We start from the raw sequence: 17,707 nt of genomic DNA, 5'->3' as shown, positions 1-17,707 counted from the left end.
TTGCCCCGCCTTAGAAGGTATAGCCAACTTGCGGCGCATTGTCTTGCAACTCATCGAGCAAGCGCAGCAGTGGGATCAGTTCCTTGTAGCGATGGGAAGTCTTGCGCACATATTCCATGACGGTAGGGATATCGCCCAAAAACTTATCCTTGCCATCCCTGTGCCACAGACGGGCAAACAGACCGAGGATTTTCAAATGCCGCTGCAAGCCCATCCATTCAAAATCGCGGTAAAAGCTGTCAATGTCCGGTGCTACCGGCAAACCGGCACGCCTGGCTTTTTCCCAATAGCGTATGGCCCAGTCGAGTACGATTTCTTCATCCCACTGCACATAGGCGTCGCGCAACAGCGATACCAGATCGTAAGTGATAGGACCATACACCGCATCCTGGAAATCGAGAATGCCAGGGTTGCCCTTGTCCATCCACATCAGATTGCGGGAGTGATAGTCGCGGTGCACATACACTTGTGGCTGTGCCAGGGCGCTTGCCAGCAAATGATCAAATACCTTTTTGAGCGTGGCTTCCTGGGCTTCTGTCAGATTCACACCCAGGTGCTTGCCTATATACCATTCCTTGAAGATATTCAGTTCGCGCAGCAGGAAAGCCCTGTCATATTCCGGCAAGACCTCGGCCTGGCTTTGCGCCTGCAACAGGATCAGGCTGTCGATGGCATCCAGATACAGCTTGTGGGCATTGTCGCTATTGAGGATATGTCCATAGGTATTGGTGCCCATGTCCGTCACCAGCATGAAACCCTGTTCCAGATCGTGTGCCAGTACTTCAGGTACTGTCAGGTTGATACTCTTTAATAAATTTGCCATTTTAATAAAGGCAGCGCTATTCTCCGTCGCGGGTGGAGCATCGACAGCGATCAGGCTGCCACCGTTTTCTGTATCAATTCTGTAATACTGACGAAAGCTGGCATCAGCCGAGGCAGTGCGGATACTGGCTGGCTGCAGGGCGTGGCCACTCAGGTCAGTCAGACCGGCAAGCCAGGTTTGCAGGGCAAGTTTGCGCTGTTCCCGGTCTGGTGCGACGGGTACAGGAGTAGCAGAATTTGCAGGGATTGCTGTAGAAGACATGTATAAATTTTAATAGAAGTTAGTTTGTCTGCATACTTCAAGTGGTTTTGCCAGCATTTAACCTATAATAGGCGACTGATTTCTGGCATATTGTCTGTATGACATCGTCCAGCATTGTTGGCAAAACGCTTATTGACCACTGAATTCATGCGCAGGAAACCCGTATTATCTCACTCACCGCTGTTGTTTCCTACTATCCCGGCGATTCTGGTGTCGGTTTTGGTGCCTGCCTATTTTTCTCAGGCAATGGCCCAGACCATACCCTCGGACAAGCCTGAGGATGGGCAGGTAAAAACACAGCCGCAAAAACGGCCTGATGAAATGTCAGCCAAAGAGCTGCTGCAAGATCAAAAGCGGCTCGACAAACTCAGCGAAAAGCAAAAGCAGGATGACAAGAACGCGCCTGTCACGATACGCTCAGGCAGTTTTATAGGCAGCCCGGAACGCTATATCAAGTTCGAACATGATGTCGAAGTCATCAAGGGTGGCACCCAGATCAATGCTGACGAAGCCACTTACCGTAACCTCGACGACGAGGTAGAGGCTATTGGCAGGGTCAATATGCAGCGCTATGGCGATTGCTACATAGGCGATAGCGTGCGCATGAAGCTGGATGCGAATTCCGGTTTTGTCAGCAATCCCGTCTACAAACTCTTGCGCAACAATGCCCAGGGCCATGCAGCGCGTATCGATTTCCAGGATGAAGAGCGCTCTCTCATCACGCGTGGCACCTATAGTACTTGCGAGGGCCTGAACCCTGATTGGTATCTGGAATCCGACACCTTGAATCTCGATACCGGTCTTGATCGTGGCACGGCAGGCAAGTCTGTGATTTATTTCAAGGGCGTACCTATACTGGCAACGCCTTCACTGACTTTCCCCTTGTCCGGTGCCCGCCATTCCGGCATTTTGCCGCCTACCTTGGGTGCTTCATCCAAAGGTGGCCCGGAAATCATGGTGCCTTATTATTTTAATATTGCCCCCAATCGTGATTTGACGGTCTATCCCAAGCTGATTGCCAGACGTGGTTTGCAACTGGGCCTGGAAGGGCGTTACCTGGGTGAGACTTATTCTGGTGAAACCAGTGTCGAAGGCTTGCTCAATGACAGAGTCACCAATACCAACCGCTATGCGGTGGCGTCTATCCATCAGCAGCAACTATTGCCGCAAATGGTTTTGTCCTGGAATATCAATTCAGCCTCGGATGATGATTACCCGGCAGATTTTTCGCGCACCATCACCAAGACAGCCCAGCGCCTTTTGCTGCGTGAAGCCAATCTGACGTATTTTGGTTCCTTCTGGAATGTAAATCTGAGGACCTCGAATTACCAGGTGTTGCAAGATCCGGTTTCTCATATTGACCGCCCCTATGACCGTTTGCCGCAATTGCAATTGCATGCAGAACAGCATGATGTGGCAGGGCTGGACTGGTCGCTCGATACCATATTGACGCGCTTCTGGCATCCTACTATGGTACGGGGTGACCGTACGGTGATCAATCCACAGATTTCCCTGCCTTTGGTACAGGCTGGTGTGTTTGTCATTCCCAAGATATCCCTGCATGCCACCAGTTATCATCTGGTCAATCCTGAGCCTGGCAAAGAGTCAGACTTCCATCGCGTAGTGCCCACTTTCTCTGTCGACAGTGGTCTGGTATTTGAACGCAAGACGACGATGTTCGACAAGGAATTGACGCAGACGCTGGAACCGCGCCTGTTCTATGTGAATACGCCTTACCGCGATCAATCGCGCATGCCGAATTTTGATAGCGCGGTCGCCGACTTTAATTTTGCCCAGATTTTCAGTGAAAACCGCTTTACCGGTCAGGACAGGATAGGTGACTCCAACCAGATCACGGCGGCCCTGATTTCTCGCTTCATTGAAGGCAATGGCGATGAAAGCCTGAAACTGGCTATCGGCCAGCGTTTCTATTTCAATACGCAAAAAGTCACGCTGGATAATACAGTCAGCCCCAGCCGTTCAGATTTGTTGCTGGCAGCCATAGGCAAAATATCAACAACGCTGACAGGTGAAATGGCCCTGCAATTGAGCCAGACAGACAGGCAATCGGTGCGTGCCAACTATGGCATACACTGGCAGCCCTCACCGAAAAAGATCTTGAACCTGGAATATCGTTACCAGCGCAACAGCCTTGAACAAGTGGATGTCTCCACTCAATGGCCCCTGGCAGACCGCTGGTATGCGGTAGGCCGTAGTAATTATTCCATGATGGATAAAAAACTGGTGGATGGTTTGCTGGGTTTTGAATACAAGGCAGATTGCTGGTCTTTGCGTTTCCTGGCACAGCGTTTTGCTACTACCAGCGTTAACAACACCTCCGGCTTCTCGATACAGCTGGAGTTGAATGGTTTGGCAAGATTAGGATTTGGTGCCAACCCGCTTGATGCTTTGAAGAAGAATATTACAGGATACCAGTCTGCTAATGATCGCTAAGAACCTGCTGACGATCTTACTGCGCAAGCGTGATCGGGGCTCATGCGCTGCTCAAAATGCTCATGTACTAGAGTACATTCCGCTTTTTGCGCTGCTCTTCACTCCCGCTGACGCTCGCTCGCAACAGATCGTCAACAGGTTCTAAGCATTAGTCAGAAATGAATAATTTGCTGTATTAATAATAAGTATGCACTAGCCCGCTGTTTGTGAAACGGGGGCGAACGTGTATATTGCAACTTTTGCCCGCTTTGTAGCTCTATAACGGGAATGGCTTAACAGGATTTTGGACCGATATGCGACATTTATTGCAAATGAAACAAAGTAACTTACTTTCTAGCTTATTCACTGCACTGGCAGTTTCTGCTGGTTTGCTCATCAGCACGACAGCCTCGTCACAAGTCAAACTCAGCCCTGTTGCCCCGCCTAAAGCGCAAAGCAAATCGCAGCTGGTGAATAGTATCGTTGTGGTAGTGAATGATGAAGTCATTACGCGCCAGGAGTTGAATGAACAAATCCTGGCAGTGGAAACGAATTTGAAAAGGCAGGGCACGCCCTTGCCAGACCGCGCTGCTTTGCAAAAGCAGTTGCTGGAACGCATGATTGTTGACCGTGCGCAAATGCAAGTCGCCAAAGAAAATGGCATGCGTGTCGATGATGTCATGCTGGATCGCACCATGCTGCGTCTGGCTGAGCAAAACAAGATGTCTTTGCCAGAATTCCGTAATCAGATCGAGCGTGAAGGCACGTCTTACGCAAAATTCCGCGAAGAAATCCGCGATGACATCCTCAAGCAGCGCATACGTGAACGTGAAGTCGATAGCAAGATACAAGTATCTGAAACCGAGATCGATAATTACCTGGCCGCAGATGCGAACAATAAAGTTGCCAAACAGGAATTGAATCTGGCTCATATCCTGATCAGCATTCCAGAAAAAGCATCGGCCGAACAAATCGCGGCACGCCGTCAGCGCGCTGAAGAAGTCTTGCAAAAGCTGCGTTCAGGTGGCGACTTTGCCAAGACAGCCGTGACGTATTCAGATAGTTCTGAAGCTTTGAAAGGTGGCGACATAGGCTGGCGTGAGCAAGACCGCTTGCCACAACTGTTTGTCGATGCCATCAGCAAGGTCAAGGTCGGCGAGATTTCTGAGATCGTCCGCAGCCCTAATGGTTTTCATATCGTCAAGGTCAATGGCAAACGTGCTGCCAATGACAGCAAGGCCGCAGCGGCTGTGCAACAAAGCCATGCCCGTCATATCCTGATCAAGGTCAGCCAGATCGTGACGGCAGCCGAAGCTGGCCAAAAACTGAAAGAATTCAAGCGCAAGATAGAAGCCAAGGAAGCGACTTTCGAAGAGCTGGCCAAGACACATTCATCGGATGGTTCCGCCGCCAAGGGTGGCGATCTGGGCTGGTTGTATCCAGGTGATACCGTGCCTGAATTTGAACAAGCCATGGATAAACTGGCGATCAATCAGATCAGTGAACCCATTACTACCCAGTTTGGCGTCCATATCATCCAGGTGACTGAGCGCAAATCGGATGAATTGTCCAAAGACAGGCAACGTATGGCCGCTCGCCAGGCAGTGCGCGACCGCAAATCCGATGAAGCCCTGCAAGACTGGCTGCGTGAAATCCGTGACCGTGCCTACGTCGATTATCGTCTGGAAGACAAATAATGCCACAGCCCAGTTTGCCGGTCATCGCGGTAACCGTAGGCGAACCGGCCGGCATAGGGCCAGAAATTGCAATACGGGCTGCCTGGCAGTTAAGGCATGAAGTCAGGTCAGTACTGATAGGCGACACTGCCTATCTGTCCATGCTGGCAGCCGAGCTGGACCCCGCCATCAGCATGATGGGGGTATCACTGCAAGCCTTGCGTCATCAGGGCTTGCCCGCTTCTGGCAATGAGCGCCTGACTATCATCGACAGCCCCTTGAGTGCCTTTGTCATCGCCGGTCAGCTGGACCCGCGCAATGGCCGTGCTGTTTTACAGACCCTGGATGTAGCGATAGAAAGCGTGCAGCGCAAATGGTGTCAGGCTGTTGTGACGGCACCGCTGCAAAAAAGCACCATCAATGATGCAGGCGTTGCTTTTAGCGGTCATACCGAATATTTCGCCGAGAAAACCTACACCGGCCGTGTCGTCATGATGCTGGCCAGTGAAGCCAATGATCATCTGCCGCAAGCTTTGCGGGTGGCACTGGCGACTACCCATTTGCCACTGCGCAAAGTTGCTGAAGCCATACAGTTCGATGACTTGTGGAAGACCCTGGAAATCATTCATACAGATTTGCGCAGCAAATTTGGCATAGAAAACCCACGCATCCTGGTGGCTGGCCTGAATCCGCATGCCGGTGAAAACGGCTATCTGGGCATGGAAGAGATTGAAGTCATCACGCCCGTCATCAAAAAAGCCCAGGCGGCTGGTATGCAGGTCAGTGGCCCTTATCCTGCCGATACCCTGTTCCAGCAAAAATACCTGGAGCAGGCAGATTGTATCCTGGCCATGTACCACGACCAGGGCCTGCCAGTACTCAAGCACGCGAGTTTTGGGCTGGGCGTGAATATCACCCTGGGCTTGCCGCTGATACGCACATCGGTCGATCATGGCACTGCCCTGGACCTAGCTGCCAAGGGCACCGGTCATGCCGATGTCAGCAGTATGCTGGTGGCAATACGTGTCGCCGCCAGTATGGTCAACAAGCAAGAAAATAAGTAAAAAACAAGCAAGAAAATAAGTAAGAACACTATGAAACATATCCCTCGCAAACGCTTTGGCCAGAATTTCCTGACCGATGAACTGGTCTTGAGCAATATCACGCGCGTCATCAACCCGCGTCCTGGACAAACCATGGTAGAGATAGGCCCTGGCCTGGCTGCCATGACCCGCCAGTTGCTGGATGGCTTGACGCAATTGCATGTGGTTGAGCTGGATAGGGACCTCGTCGCCAGACTGAAGAAAAATTTCTCGCCAGAGAAGCTCATCATCCACGAGGGTGACGCCCTGCAATTTGATTTTGCGTCCATTCCTGTGCCGGAAGGGCAGAAGCTGCGTGTGGTGGGTAATCTACCATATAACATCTCCAGCCCCTTGCTGTTCCACCTGGCCGAGATCGCACCGCTGGTGGAAGACCAGCATTTCATGCTGCAAAAAGAAGTCGTGGAACGCATGGTCGCTGAACCCGGCAGCAAGACTTATGGCCGCCTGTCGGTCATGCTGCAAGTGCGCTATCACATGGAATTGATGTTCATCGTCCCGCCTGAGGCATTCGATCCACCACCCAGGGTAGAGTCAGCCATCGTGCGCATGATACCCAAGCCGGGTGCCCTGCCTTGCGATATCAAGAAACTCGAAGAAGTGGTCACCAAGGCCTTTTCTCAAAGGCGCAAGGTAGTGCGCAATTGCGTCGCTGGTTTGCTGACAGAAGCTGATTTGATCGCTTGTGGCGTTGACCCACAACTGCGCCCGGAGACTATTGCACTGGAAGCCTATGTTGCCATGGCTAATTTGCTGAGTGCCCGCCAGGTCTGAAGCCGTTTTACAACAATCCGCTATTGCGCCAGGCCTTCCTGCGATCTATCAGGGTCTTCAATTGCTTGTGGGATTTGTTGACCGAATAATGCACGGATTGCAGCAGGGTAGCGGGGTTGAAGGGTTTGACGATGAAGCCATTGGCCCCTGCCTTGATGGCCTTGACCACGGTTTCCTTGTTATTGCTGCCGGTGACCATCAGCACCACAGTGTCGGGTGAAATTTTCTTGATGTGCTCGAGAATTTCCAGGCCACTGATATCCGGCATCATGACATCCAGGCAAACAACTTCAGGGATGGTCTTTTCCAGCCAGTCCATTGCCGCCACGCCGCTCGATGCTTCTCCTATGACATTGAACGCCTCGCTATGCAAGATGTGACGTAGCATGGATCGGCTGATATCGTTATCATCAACGATAAAGATGCCTATGTCCTGTCTGTCTAACATGATCATCTGTTTCCCCTGCTCATCAGAGATGTATGAATTTCTGCTACTAATTCTGTTTACGATAAGTCCAGTTTGCGTTTTTGTCTGCAAAAATCTAAATAAGTTAATTAATGTTTATTTTAGCAATAAATAAGCTGGCTACATGCATAATTGCCTGACCTATAATCTGAGGCATACATTTCAGGAATAATATGAATATTACCCACACCCCCGAATGGCAAGCCCTGCTGGCACATCAACAAAGGCTGGAGCATCAGCATCTGCGCGAATTGTTTGCTGCCGACACTGACAGGTTCAGGCATTTTTCTGTGGAACTCGATGGCTTGCTGGTGGATTATTCCAAGCAGCGCATAGATCAGCCTACCCTGGACAGCCTGATGGCACTGGCCCGCTTGTCCAAAGTAGAGGGCTGGCGTGACCGCATGTTTGCGGGCGAAAAAATCAATATCAGTGAAGACCGCGCGGTCTTGCATACCGCTTTGCGCCATACGGACTTTACCCCTTTCCCCAATGAGGCCGAAGATGTCATGCCCAAGGTCAGGGCAGTGCGCAAGCAAATGCGCGACATCGTCGAACGAGTGCGCAGTGGCTTGTGGCGCGGCTTCAAGGGCGATGCGATACAGACTGTGGTCAACATAGGCATAGGTGGCTCAGACCTGGGGCCCAAGCTGGCCACGCGTGCCTTGTCTGCCTTCCAGCATCCTGGACTGGCTTTTTATTATGTCTCGAATCTCGACAGTGCCCATCTGGCACCGCTGCTGGAAAAACTTGATCCGCGCACGACCCTGTTCATCGTCGCTTCCAAAACTTTCACCACGCAAGAAACCAGCATCAATGCCCAGACTGCCCGCACCTGGCTGATGGCTGCAGCGATGGAAGAGTGGGCAGTCAGCAAGCATTTCATTGCAGTGACATCCAGCCCGGCCAAGGCGCATGAATTTGGCATACCTGATGCCAATATCCTGGAAATCTGGGATTGGGTAGGCGGCCGCTATTCACTTTGGTCGGCAGTCGGTCTGTCAGTTGCCCTGGCGATAGGCATGAATGGTTTTGAACGCTTGCTGGCTGGTGCAGAAACCATGGACAAGCATTTTCGCCAGGCACCGCTGGAAAAGAATTTGCCAGTTTTACTGGCCCTGATCTCGATCTGGAATACCAATTTCCTGGGTGCTGAAACCACGGCCATTTTGCCGTATAACGAATCAATACGCCATCTGCCTGCCTTTTTGCAGCAGCTGGAGATGGAGTCAAATGGCAAGACCGTAGGCCGTGATGGTGAAGCCCTGACTTGCCGCGCCAACCCCATCGTCTGGGGTGAGATAGGTGTGAATGGCCAGCATGCTTTCTTCCAGCTTTTGCACCAGGGTGGCTGGCTGATCCCTTGCGACTTCGTAGTGGCAGCTTCCAGCGATTATCCTTTGCCGGGCCACCAGGCACCCTTGCTGGCAAATTGCCTGGCCCAGAGCGCAGCCCTGGCCTTTGGCAAGACCGAGGCGCAGGCCCGTGAGGAGTTATCACAGGCAGGTCTTAGTGATGCGCATATCGCCAAGCTCTTGCCGCACAAGGTGTTTGCCGGTAACCAGCCATCGACGACCATACTCATGCCCAGCCTGGACCCCTTCCAGTTAGGCATGCTGCTGGCTTTGTATGAGCACAAGGTGTTTGTACAGGGCGTGATCTGGGGTATTAATTCTTTTGATCAATGGGGGGTGGAATTGGGCAAGCAACTGGCTAACAGGCTCTTGCCAGCCATCCTGGGCAACCAGGATTATGATGCCCATCTGGATACATCGACCAGTGGCTTGATTGCTTATTTCCGCAGACATGGTCACGTTTGATGCGCATGGGAATTGAAAAAAAAGGTTAAAATTTCTCGAAAGCATGTTGTCAAAGTTGACGCAAAGAATCTTGCTTGATATAAGGAAACTTCTTAAATCAATTCAGGATGCGCCTATGTGGACAGGAATTTTTGGTGTTGCCTCTATCGTTATCGTAGTGAGCATGGTGGCCTTGATACGCGCCATGAATAAAGAGGCCCGTCGCTCTGATCATCAGAATTGAATAAAAAACGCAGACCAGGGTCTGCGTTTTTTTATCTGTAACCTGATTACCAGTTGCCGGTATTTGGCATGGAAGCCCAGGGCTCGGCAGGGGGCAAGGGCTCACCTGCCTGCAGTAACTCTACCGAGATATTATCCGGGGAGCGCACAAAAGCCATATGGCCATCACGCGGTGGGCGGTTGATGGTAACACCATGATCCATCAGGCGCTGGCATAGCTGGTAGATATCATCGACGCGGTAAGCCAGGTGGCCAAAATTGCGGCCACCGGTATATTCTTCCGGGTCCCAGTTATACGTCAGTTCGACCTGGGCATCATGGTCGCCAGGGGCAGCCAGGTAAACCAGGGTAAAGCGACCTTTGGGATATTCTTTCTGGTGTACCAGTTCCAGCCCCAATGCGTCGCGGTAAAAACGCAGGGAAGCCTCAAGGTCGGTGACGCGCACCATGGTGTGCAGGTATTTCATGCTAGCCTTTTCAAAAGTAGACCACTCTCCAGCTTGCGCTGGAGAGTTGGTAAAGTTCAGGCAGAGATTTTAGCTGAATTTGCAAAAACCTATTTGATGCAGACGATGCGCACCTGCTTCATGTCCGTGATCCCCGACATGACTTTTTCTATGCCATCCATCTTCAGGGTCAGCATGCCATCGGCCAGGGCGGCTGTCAGCAATTCCGAGACGCGGGCATGGTCTTGTATGAGTTTCTTGACCATGTCGTTTGCCACCATCAGCTCATGCAAGCCTACGCGGCCTTTATAACCATTTGAGCAATGTTCACAGCCTACGGCCTTGTAGAAAGTGAATTTGCCGGTCTTGTCGGCATACAGGCTTTGCCAGGTAGTGAATACCTTTTTCTTGGCTTCCAGAGGGTTTTTGACAAAGGCATCGGTATTCAGCAATTCCTGGCAATATTCATCCAGCAAAGCCAGCATTTCTTCTTTTTCAGGATGGTAGAGTAGCTTGCACTTGCCACACAGACGCTTGGTCAGGCGTTGCGCCAGGATGCCCAGCAAGGCATCGGCAAAATTGAAAGGGTCCATGCCCATGTCGAGCAAACGGACGATGGATTCTGGTGCGCTATTGGTATGCAGGGTGGCGAAGACCAGGTGACCAGTCAGCGAAGCTTCCAGGCCTATGGAAACAGTTTCCTTGTCGCGCATTTCACCGACCATGATGATGTCAGGGTCGGCCCGTAAAAAAGCCCGCATGACAGTGGCAAAGTCCATGCCTGCCTTGCGGTTGACTTGCACCTGGCGCAAGCCTTTTTGGGTGATTTCTACCGGATCTTCAGCCGTCCAGATCTTGGTCTCTGAGGTATTCAAATGACTAAGCACTGAGTGCAGGGTCGTGGTCTTGCCGGAACCGGTAGGGCCGCAGACAAAAAACAGGCCGTAGGGTTTGCCCACTACCTGTTTCAGGCGTTCCAGGTTATACGGTAATATGCCCAGCTTCTCCAGCGGAATAGGCTCACCCGCGGCCAGTATGCGCATGACCACATCTTCCATGCCGCCGGAAGAGGGGATGGTAGCGACCCGTAATTCTATATCCAGGGGCCCATATTTCTTGAACTTGATCTTGCCATCCTGGGGCTTGCGGCGTTCCGAGATATCCAGGTCGCACATGATCTTGATGCGCGCCAGCAAGGCACTGCGGTAGCTGGCCGGTATTTCTATATACGGTGACAGCGAGCCATCCTTGCGAAAGCGTATCAGGGTTTTTTCCTTGCCTGGCCGTGGTTCTATATGGATGTCGGAGGCGCCCTGGTGATAGGCATCGATAATGATTTTATTGATGAGTTTGACCAGTTCATTCTCAACTGCCGCAGAGACTTCCACCACGGCCTGGCCAGTATGTTCTTCATCCTCATCTTCCATGCCGGACAAGAGCTCATCGACAGAGCCACTGTCGCTGGCACTGCCAAAGAACTGGTCTATGGTCTGGCGGAATTCTTTCTTGGTGGTGACACGATAATGTATCTTGGAGGTGGCAAATACATGGTTGACCACATGGGTGGTATTGGTATGTTCAGGGTCTATGGCCAGTACTGTCAGGCCATGCTGGTCTTCCATGATGGGTAACCAGGAATTTTGCTCCACATACTGGCGCTTGAGTTTTTTGACCAGGTCCACCGGGATAAGGCGGTCAGCCTTGTATTCTTCATAGGGCACATTGAAATACTTGGACAAGGCTTGCCCCAATATGCTGCGCGACACCTGGAATTCATCGATCAGTACATCTTCGAGGTCTTGCAGATTACGGCGTGCCGAGCGAACGGCCAGTTCGAGTTCAGGGGCGGAGAGTATGGCTTCCGAGACCAGGAAATCGAACTTGGTGCGCGGCGTATTGGTCGGTAGCACCTTGCTTTTTTGTGAAAATGCCACGGCCAGGGTTTCGCACAGGGCTTGCACACCTTCGGCAGCAATGGCATTGAAGGCATCCCCCAGGCGATGATTGATGAATTGCACGACGCCCAGCAATTCCTTGCTTTGCGCATCAATAATCGGGGCGACCAGCATTTGCTTGGTGCGGTAACCGGTGCGCTGGTCGACGGCGCGCTGGAACTTCAGGGTAGGGGAGTGCGAGCGCAGTTCATCATCATCATAGACATCGCGCAAGCTGATCATGCTCTTGGTCAGCGCCACATGACCGGCGATGCTTTGGTCGGATATCGATAAACGCAAGTCTTTGAAAGAATTGAGCCCGGTCTTGATCTTGGAGATCAGGGTGATCTTGTCCTGAGCGACAACATAGATGGTCAGCCGGTCACACTCGAACAGATTGCAGATGTCGGGCGACACATCCAGCATGATCTGGTCCAAAGCATCTGCACCATGTATTTTGTTTGTCAGTGCCTGGAGATTCTTGAAAAATTGCAGCCTGTGATCAAGATTCTCTTTGGAAGCATTTGCGACTTGAGCAGTTACCACCATCCGTTTTCCTTGAATTGTGACTTTCAGCTTTAATTATCGGCTAAAGCATAGGAATTATTGCAAGATACTGTAAATTATTATTCTCTTAAGTCAATTTTTACAAAAATGTATCACGGAAGTCGAATGTCTGACTACAAAGTCAACTCTTTATGGCGCAAAGCCACAAATTAGCCTATCTTCAGGAAAGGAAGGAGACTCTTGAACTCTCTTGCCCTCAGAGAAAGTGTTAAGCTGCTTCTGAAGCTAAGACCGGATGAACATTGGTCTTAAGATAACAAAGCCACGGGTGGCATCAGTGGCCTACTATTTTTGTATTTATGAACTTACAAATTCTTGGCTGTGCAGGCGGCATAGGTGGTAGCGAGCCTTACACAACCAGTTTATTAATTGATCAAGATGTCTTGCTCGATGCAGGCACAGGCTTGTCACGGCTCAACATAGAGCAATTAGTGGCAATAGATCATGTGTTTATCAGCCATTGCCATCTTGATCATGTCGCCGGATTGGCCCTGCTGATGGATGCTGCATTTGGCAAACGCAGCAAACCAGTGACCGTGCATGCCACGGCAGAAGTCTTGCATGCCCTGAAGACCCATATCTTCAACTGGATTATCTGGCCGGATTTCAGCACTTTGCCGAATACCGACAAGCCATCCATGCAATATCAGGAAATGCAGCCAGGTACTACCATCAGCCTGGGTGACAGGTTGATTACTTCACACACCGTCAACCATACCCCGGGTTCAGTTGGCTATTGGGTGCGCACTGCGGACAAGGGCTTTTTGTTTACTGGTGATATGGCGAGTACGCCAGCGCTATGGGAAAGCCTGGCCGGGCAAGCTGCGCTGGACATGGTGATAGTCGATTGCTCCTTCCCCAATGCCGAAGCAGAGCTGGCCCTGATTTCCAGGCATTTTTGCCCGTCTTCCCTGATGAATGACATCGTCGCTGTACCCGAGTCCGTAGAGTTTTATATTTATCATTTAAAACCCGGGCAGGAAGTGCAAATCATGGAAGAACTGAGGCAAAATGAGCATAGAATTTTCAACATACTGAAGGTCGGTGAGCATTTCGAATTTTGAAGTTCCTGGCTAAAGTCATACACTGTTCATGTTGCTGAAATACAGTAATATCAAAATAATGCGAATACAGTTTGCCACAAACCTGGAAAAGATCTGGAGAAAGTGATTATGACTGCACTAAGCAGTAGCGAAATTGCGCAACGCCTGGAAAAGCTGACCGAGCTGAGCCTGGAGCTGAGCAGTAATCACGACACGCCTCTGTTGCTGGAAAATATACTGCGCTCGGCTAAAAGCATCACCTATGCCGATGGCGGTACCCTGTACCGCACCAGCAAGGACAAACAAAGCCTGTGCTTCAATATTTCCCTGAATGACACCCTGAATATGTATCAGGGTGGCGTCAAGGGACAGACGGTAGATATCCCCAATATTCCGCTGGTCGATGCCTATGGCAGCAAAAACCTCAATGCCGTGGCCGCCTATGCCGCCAACTATAAACTGTCGGTGAATATCCAGGATGTGTATACCGTCGGCGTATTCAATTTTTCTGGTACCCGCAATTTTGACCAGCAATTCCATTACAAGACCAAATCCCTGCTGACCGTGCCCATGCATGACCATGAGGGCGAGCTGATCGGCGTGCTGCAACTCATCAATGCCACCGACCCGGAAACTGGAGAACCGCGCGCCTTCAGTGAAACTGACCAGCGTTTTATTGAAGCCCTGGCTTCCCAGGCGGCCATTGCCCTGACTAACCAGCAACTGATATCGCAACTGGAGAATTTGTTTGTCTCACTGGTACACCTGATCAATATAGGTATCGATGAAAAATCACCCCATACGGGCAGGCATTGCCAGCATGTGCCAGAACTGACCATGTTGCTGGCCAATGCCGTACATGAAACTGAAGACGGGCCATTGGCACAATTCGCCATGACAGACAAGGACCGCAAGGAATTGTGGATGGCTGGTATCCTGCATGATTGCGGCAAGATTTCCACTCCTGTGCATGTCGTCGAAAAATCCACCAAACTGGAAACCATATTTGATAGGGTGCATTTGCTCGATACCCGCTTTGAAGTCTTGAAGCGTGATGCAGAAATCAAAGTATTGAAAAGCAAATGCTCTCTCTATCAGGCAAGTGTCAATAATGAAAACCTCATCGCCGAACTGGAACTGGGTTTGCAAACTGAGCTGGCCAAGATCGAAGATGCCAGGAATTTTTTACGCCATTTGAATATAGGATCAGAAAGAACCAGCCCCGAAGATTTACAACGCGTGACCGATATCGCCACATGGCAATGGACTGATGCGCAAGGTGTGGTGCAGCCCTTCCTGAATGCTGATGAAGTCGAGAATCTCTCGGTACGTGCGGGCACCCTGAATGCCCAGGAACGCGCCATCATCAATAATCATATTTCCACCACCATCAAGATGCTGGAAGCCTTGCCCTGGCCCAAACACCTGCAAAATGTGCCTGAATACGCTGGTGGCCATCATGAACGCATGGATGGTAAAGGTTATCCACGCGGCTTGCGCGGTGAGCAAATGTCAGTACAGGCCAAGATCATGGCGATCGCCGACATCTTTGAAGCCCTGACGGCCAAGGACAGGCCCTACAAGGATGGCAAGACCTTGACCGAATCCTTGCGCATACTGGGTAGTTTTGCCCTGAATGGTCATATAGACCCGGATTTGTTCGATATCTTCGTCAGGAGAAAAGTCTACCTGACTTATGCCGAACGCTTCATGGACAAGGCACAGATCGATGAAGTGGATGCGAGTCAGATCCCTGGATATAAAGCCTGAGTAGTACGGCAGCATCAAAAAAGATTTGTTGATCCAGGGCGCAGGGCCATCATCCTGACTTGAGCAGCATTTTAATGCGGAGGTAACTTGCGTAGACCGGTCAATAAAATGGCACGTTGGGTGGCTTGCCTGCTGTTGATTATCGTCGCGGTTTTGCAGGCAAATGCTTTTCTTCCTGTAACCCTGGTGGACAGGGTTGATAATTTTATCTACGACATGCGCATGCGGGTGCAACCTGTCAAACTCAATAATGCCATCGTCATCGTCAATATTGATGAAAAAAGCCTCAAGGAATATGGGCAGTGGCCCTGGAAACGCAATACCCTGGCCACGCTATTGGAAAGACTGACAGATGATTATCATGTCAGAGCGGTGGGTATAGATGCCGTTTTCCCTGAGCCTGACGGTAGCTCAGGACTAGGAGTTTTGGAAGACCTGGCGAAGAAGGAGCTGAAAGAAGATCAGCATTTCCTGAGCCAGATGGGTGGCCTGAGGACACAACTGGACTTCGATGACAGGCTGGCCAAGACGCTGGCTGGACGCCCCATCGTCCTTGGCTTTGCCTTGTCCAATGAGGTGGATGACCTCTCCAAGGGCTTATTGCCGACCCCGGCCTTTACTGATGCAGAACTCGGTGGCCGCCATCTTGAATCGGCGGTGTTTGGCAAATACATCAGCAATCTTCCGGTCTTGCAAAAAGCAGCTATCGCAGGTGGTTTCTTTAATCCTTCCCCTGATTCTGATGGCGTAATTCGTCGCGTTCCCTTGCTCGCCAAATTTGATACTGGATACTATGAATCGCTGTCCCTGGCCACGGCCAGGGTGGCGCTCAATGCCAGCAAGATCAAACCAGTGTTCCTGCAGTCAGATGGTGTGAATTCGCAAAATTATTTGAATGAATATGGCAGCATAGAAGCGATCAAACTCAATTCTTCTCCCAATCTCACGGTTCCTTTAGAACCTTTACTGACCGCATTGATACAATACAAAAGCAAGGGTGGCCCACGCGGTGGTGGCTTTGTGTATGTATCCGCCGCCGATGTGTTAAAGAAAGTTTTGCCAGAAAATAAACTGGCCAATAAAATTGTCTTAATAGGCACGACATCCGCGGGTTTGAAAGACTTGCGGACCGCCCCCGTGGGCCTGGATTTTCCGGGAGTGGAGATGCATGCCAACGTGATTGCCTCCATACTTGACGGTGACTTCAAGCAGCGCCCCGATACCAGCCGTGCTTTCGAAGTGATGCAGATTATTTTGCTGGGATTGTCGTTGACATTTGCATTGACCAGGTTCAAGGCTCTGGCAGCGATCTTCTTTACCTCAGCCACCTTTGTGATAGTTATTGGTTTCAATTACTGGATGTACCAGTCCTTCGATCTGGTGCTGCCGCTGGCATCTGCACTGTTACTGATATCTGCCTTGTTTGTGTTTAATCTGGCCTGGGGTTATCTGGTTGAATCCAGAAAACTGCGTGGTGTGGTCAGACGCTTTGGTGAATATGTAGCGCCGGAACTGGTTGCCGTGATGGCAGAAGAGCCGGACAGCTACACCATGGCCGGTGAAATCCGCGAGCTGACTGTGATGTTTTCTGATGTGCGTGGTTTTACGACGATTTCTGAAACCCTGAGTGCAGCAGATTTGCGTGAATTCATCAACATCTACCTGACCGCCATGTCAGAAGAAATACGCGGCAATCGCGGCACTCTCGATAAATACATAGGCGATTGCGTCATGGCTTTTTGGGGAGCACCAGTGCGGCTGGAAGATCATGCCAGGCTGGCCGTTGCCAGTGCCCTGAAAATGCAGACTATCGCGCAAGGCCTGAGTGCAGACTTTGTCAAGCGCGGCTGGCCCGCCCTGAAGATAGGGGTGGGCTTGAATACCGGCGAAGTACGTGTCGGCGATATGGGTTCGCAGATCAGGCTGGCATATACCGTCATGGGCGATGCGGTGAATTTGTCTTCACGCCTGGAAGGCATCACCAAGGTATATGGGGTAGGCGTGGTGGTGGGGGAAGCGACGCAATCTGCTGCGCCAGAATTTGCCTATCGCGAGTTGGACAGAGTCAGGGTCAAGGGCAAGACCAGGCCTATCTCCATCTTTGAGCCTCTTGCTATCGCAACCACCATCGATGATACCCAATCTGCCTTGCTGGAACTCTGGCAGCAGGCACTTGATGATTTCCGTGCCCAGCAATGGGATGCCGCAGAGAAGTCCTTCCTGTCGTATCTGGAAGTACGTCCAGACGACCTGGCTGCCCAGGTCTTTCTTGAACGTATCGCCCACTACCGGCAAACCCCCTTGCCTGCCGACTGGGATGGAGTCGCCACCTTTGTCAGCAAGTTCAGTGAGTGAGCTTCAAGCAAGGT

Annotated in this window: 12 protein-coding genes; 8 read left to right on the top strand and 4 right to left on the bottom strand. The window is 51.1% G+C overall.

Annotation, left to right across the window (positions count from 1 at the left end; translation table 11 throughout):
- Window positions 1-10 precede the first annotated feature (10 nt).
- Entirely contained in the window at window positions 11-1,084 is a 1,074-nt protein-coding gene (locus tag ACO0LF_RS09990) for an aminoglycoside phosphotransferase family protein (protein WP_423013965.1), read from the bottom strand.
- Window positions 1,085-1,231: 147 nt separating this feature from the next.
- Here ACO0LF_RS09990 and ACO0LF_RS09985 point away from each other — a divergent pair, with 147 nt between their 5' ends.
- The 4 genes from ACO0LF_RS09985 (at window position 1,232) to rsmA (ending at window position 7,070) form a co-directional block, all read left to right on the top strand.
- Window positions 1,232-3,538 (top strand): LPS-assembly protein LptD, encoded by a 2,307-nt coding sequence (locus ACO0LF_RS09985; protein WP_423013964.1) that lies wholly within the window; start codon window positions 1,232-1,234, stop codon window positions 3,536-3,538.
- A gap of 311 nt (window positions 3,539-3,849) precedes the next feature.
- Window positions 3,850-5,214 (top strand): peptidylprolyl isomerase, encoded by a 1,365-nt coding sequence (locus ACO0LF_RS09980; RefSeq protein ID WP_423013963.1) that lies wholly within the window; start codon window positions 3,850-3,852, stop codon window positions 5,212-5,214.
- Complete coding sequence (gene pdxA, locus ACO0LF_RS09975; RefSeq protein WP_423013962.1) at window positions 5,214-6,257, top strand: 4-hydroxythreonine-4-phosphate dehydrogenase PdxA; 1,044 nt, start codon at window positions 5,214-5,216, stop codon at window positions 6,255-6,257. The genes ACO0LF_RS09980 and pdxA overlap by 1 nt, the downstream gene beginning before the upstream one ends.
- Window positions 6,258-6,287: 30 nt before the next feature.
- Window positions 6,288-7,070, top strand: coding sequence for a 16S rRNA (adenine(1518)-N(6)/adenine(1519)-N(6))-dimethyltransferase RsmA (gene rsmA / locus ACO0LF_RS09970; RefSeq protein ID WP_423013961.1), 783 nt, complete (start codon window positions 6,288-6,290; stop codon window positions 7,068-7,070).
- 7 nt (window positions 7,071-7,077) lie between these two features.
- Here the strand turns inward: rsmA and ACO0LF_RS09965 are convergent, their stop codons facing one another.
- A complete protein-coding gene (locus ACO0LF_RS09965; RefSeq protein ID WP_423013960.1) occupies window positions 7,078-7,518 on the bottom strand; it encodes a response regulator in 441 nt (146 codons plus the stop codon).
- A 191-nt stretch (window positions 7,519-7,709) separates the two neighbouring features.
- On the opposite strand from ACO0LF_RS09965, the gene pgi reads away from it, so the two are divergent.
- Window positions 7,710-9,356, top strand: a complete 1,647-nt coding sequence (pgi, locus tag ACO0LF_RS09960; protein WP_423013959.1) for a glucose-6-phosphate isomerase — start codon at window positions 7,710-7,712, stop codon at window positions 9,354-9,356.
- A gap of 269 nt (window positions 9,357-9,625) precedes the next feature.
- Here pgi and ACO0LF_RS09955 read toward each other — a convergent pair whose 3' ends face one another.
- Entirely contained in the window at window positions 9,626-10,045 is a 420-nt protein-coding gene (locus ACO0LF_RS09955) for a VOC family protein (RefSeq protein WP_423013958.1), read from the bottom strand.
- Window positions 10,046-10,134: 89 nt separating this feature from the next.
- Window positions 10,135-12,507: an ATPase, T2SS/T4P/T4SS family gene (locus ACO0LF_RS09950; RefSeq protein WP_423013957.1), complete on the bottom strand. Its 2,373-nt coding sequence runs from the start codon at window positions 12,505-12,507 to the stop codon at window positions 10,135-10,137.
- A 317-nt stretch (window positions 12,508-12,824) separates the two neighbouring features.
- Here ACO0LF_RS09950 and ACO0LF_RS09945 point away from each other — a divergent pair, with 317 nt between their 5' ends.
- From ACO0LF_RS09945 to ACO0LF_RS09935, 3 genes are all read left to right on the top strand, one after another.
- On the top strand, window positions 12,825-13,589 hold the full coding sequence (locus ACO0LF_RS09945; protein ID WP_423013956.1) for a 3',5'-cyclic-nucleotide phosphodiesterase: 765 nt from the start codon (window positions 12,825-12,827) through the stop codon (window positions 13,587-13,589).
- Window positions 13,590-13,697: 108 nt separating this feature from the next.
- Entirely contained in the window at window positions 13,698-15,338 is a 1,641-nt protein-coding gene (locus tag ACO0LF_RS09940; protein WP_423013955.1) for a GAF and HD-GYP domain-containing protein, read from the top strand.
- 87 nt (window positions 15,339-15,425) lie between these two features.
- On the top strand, window positions 15,426-17,693 hold the full coding sequence (locus ACO0LF_RS09935; RefSeq protein WP_423013954.1) for a CHASE2 domain-containing protein: 2,268 nt from the start codon (window positions 15,426-15,428) through the stop codon (window positions 17,691-17,693).
- The last annotated feature ends 14 nt before the right edge of the window (window positions 17,694-17,707 follow it).

The sequence above is a fragment of the Undibacterium sp. Di27W genome (assembly GCF_049340345.1).
In the GTDB taxonomy this organism is placed as follows: Bacteria; Pseudomonadota; Gammaproteobacteria; order Burkholderiales; family Burkholderiaceae_D; genus Undibacterium.
The sequence above is the reverse complement of the archived record's forward strand: the minus strand, read 5'-3'. Positions and strand labels throughout refer to the sequence as shown.